The organism is Streptomyces tardus, from assembly GCF_018101125.2.
GTDB lineage: Bacteria > Actinomycetota > Actinomycetes > Streptomycetales > Streptomycetaceae > Streptomyces > Streptomyces tardus.
The window spans coordinates 118,139-120,746 of sequence record NZ_JAELVF020000005.1 but is presented as its reverse complement, the minus strand read 5'-3'; the positions used below and the strand labels follow the sequence as shown (position 1 = coordinate 120,746).

Genomic DNA, 2,608 nt, shown 5'->3' with positions numbered 1-2,608 from the left:
GTTCTCGTTGCTGGGGTCGGCGGACGGCGGAGTGGGCTGTTGCGGGGGCTGCTGGCCCGGGGTGCGTTCCGGGCCGCCGGCGTTGGAGGGTATGGAGGTGGGCGCCGTGGGGGCTCGGCCCGTACCGCCGCTGCCAGTGTTGTCGCCTTCGCTGCGGGTGGGGGCGGAGGCGTCCTGCGTACCGGGGGAACTCGGCGGCGTGGAAGGCGAGTTCGCTTCGGAACGCGGTGGGGCGGCGTCGGAGGAGGTCGGAGTCTCCGAGCGCGGTGCGGGGCCGTCGTTGTCGGTCCGGGGCCCGGGAACGTCGCTACGTCCGCCGTCGGAGGGCGGACGGTTGGCAGGCGTGTCCGCCTCGGATTGGCGTGCGGGACCGTCGCTGCCGTCCGGGCGGCCGGCGGGACGGTCCGCGTCGGGCCGGTGCGGTGGCCCGTCGCTGTCCGGCTGACGTGGCGGACCGTCGTTGCCCTGCTGCCTGGGCGGGCCGTCATTGTCGGGTTGACGGTGCGGGGCACCGTCGGCGTCGGGACGGTTCGGGGGGCCGTCCTGGGCCGGTCTGGGGCCGTCGTTGTCCGGCTGACGCGGGGGACTGTCGCTGGCCGGATGCGGTGTCGGGCCGTCGCCGTCGGGGCGGTTCTGTCCGTCCTGTGGCTGCCGAGGACTGTCGGCCTCGGACCGGTTGGCCGGTCCGTCCGCCTCGGGGCGGCGTGCGGGGCCGTCGCCGTCCGGCCGGTTGGTGGCACCGTCGGAATCCGAACGTGATGCGTCCGTACGGGAGTTGCCGCCCGCGTCGTCGGAGCTGCGGCCGTTGGCGCCCGGGGTGTTGTCGCCGTTGCCGGAGTCGCGGGGCGCGTCGAACGGGTTGTTGGAGTAGGGCCGGTTCGAGGTGTCGGTGGGTGTGGGGTACTGCTGCGGCGAGTCACCGCCGCGGTTGCCGTCACCACCCCGTTCGCCGTCTGGCCCGGAGTCCCGACCGCCCGACGAACTGGCTTCGGCTGCACCGGAGTTGGGCCCGCTGTCGGGGCCACCCGAGGGTGGTCCGTCACCGCCGCCCGTACGACCCGTACCACCTCCGGTACGGCCCCCGTCTCCGCCGGAACCCGCGCTGCCGGACGACGACGGCGTACCCGGCCCGCCCTCGTTCCCATTGGCGTCACCGCTGCCCGGCGCGCCGCCACGGCCGCCGTCGCCAGAACCACCCGAACCCGTACCGTCCCCAGAACCGGACGAGTCGGCGCCCGCACCATTGCCCCCACGGTCAGTGCCCCCGCCACCGTCACCGGATCCGTCGGTGCTGTCGCCCGACTCGCCACGGCGGCCGGAGCCGTCGCTGTCCCCGTCACCGCCCAGGCCCAGGGCGTCGTTGCCGGCGTCGGCGCCTGCCTTGCGGCCCTTGCCGGCTATCCCGCCGAGTGCGTTGTCCCGGTAGTTGCCCAGTGCGTTGTCCCGTTGGCTGCCCAATTCATCCTTGCCCGCCTTGATGCCCGCGTCGGCGGCGGCGCCCGCGTCGTAGCCGTCCTGGGCGCCGAAGTTGACGTTGACGGTCTGGCGCATCAACTCCTCGGCCATCGCCTGGATTGCCTTGAGCGCGGTCTGCTTCAAGGCATCCGCGATGGTTGACAACAGCGCCTTCGCGGCCTCTTTCAAGATCGTCTTCACGATCGACCGCACCAACTGCGTCGCCGCCGCACCCACGCCCGCCGACGCTCCGAAGGTGAACGGTGCTGCCGCTGCCGCTGCCGCCAACTGTGCTGCCAGCACGATGAGTTGAATGATCACCGCGATCTTCATCGCGATCACCACCATCGCCGCCGCGTCCAACACGAAGGCGACCACCGTCGCCGCCGTTCGCGCGTCATCCAGGTAACCCGAGCCGTTGCCCGAGAACTCCCGCCACGTCTCGTCGAACCCCTCGACCGACTTGCCGAAGTTCTCCGACAGCACGTTGCCCGTTGACTTGTTGGCACGCATCTGAAGTGTCGTCAGGTCCTCGGCGAACGCTCGCCACGCCTGCGCCGACTCCATCAACTGGTCCTCGTTCGCCTCGGGCCAGTTGAAGCCCAGAATCCCGAGAACCCACTCCAGCTCGGACGGCAGCATCATGGCCACGGCGACTTCCCCCCACGGAAACCCACGTCACACAACGGTCCCCGCGACACTGCAACGCACGTTCGAAGCCAGTGACGACGGGCGACTGTGCGTAGTTCTCCGGGCATATGGGGTCTGTGCGGAGTTCGTCAGACCGTGAAGTTCCGTACGGAACTGATGACTCCGTCGGGCTTCAGGGTTTGCGTTCCCTCGCCTGCGGTCGGTCACCTGAACTGGCACTCGGGCCAGCCCGACTCCGGTCGTTCCCCCGGGGAGAGACGCGAGACGCGCCAACGTCGGTGTGTCGGGTCCGCGGCTGCCGCGGTGCCCGGTACGGGCCCGGACCGGCGCGGTCATCTGCCGTGCGCGCTGCGGGGGGTTGAGTTCGGCGATCAGCGCGCTGAGCACCTCGGCCCGGCAGCGGGCCAACAGGAGCAGACGACGTGTCCTTGCCCTCGGGCTCCGGCGGTAGGCACGACGTACGGCAACCTGCGCTGGTGGTCACCGGGGGCAGCTGTGAGGG

The 2,608-nt window shown here is 71.4% G+C and carries 1 protein-coding gene; it reads right to left on the bottom strand.

Features of this window, described 5'->3' with window-relative positions; translation table 11 throughout:
* On the bottom strand, window positions 1–2,100 hold a 2,100-nt coding region (locus JGS22_RS26895), incomplete at its 3' end, for a WXG100-like domain-containing protein (protein ID WP_443742863.1).
* Between the last annotated feature and the right edge of the window lie 508 nt (window positions 2,101–2,608).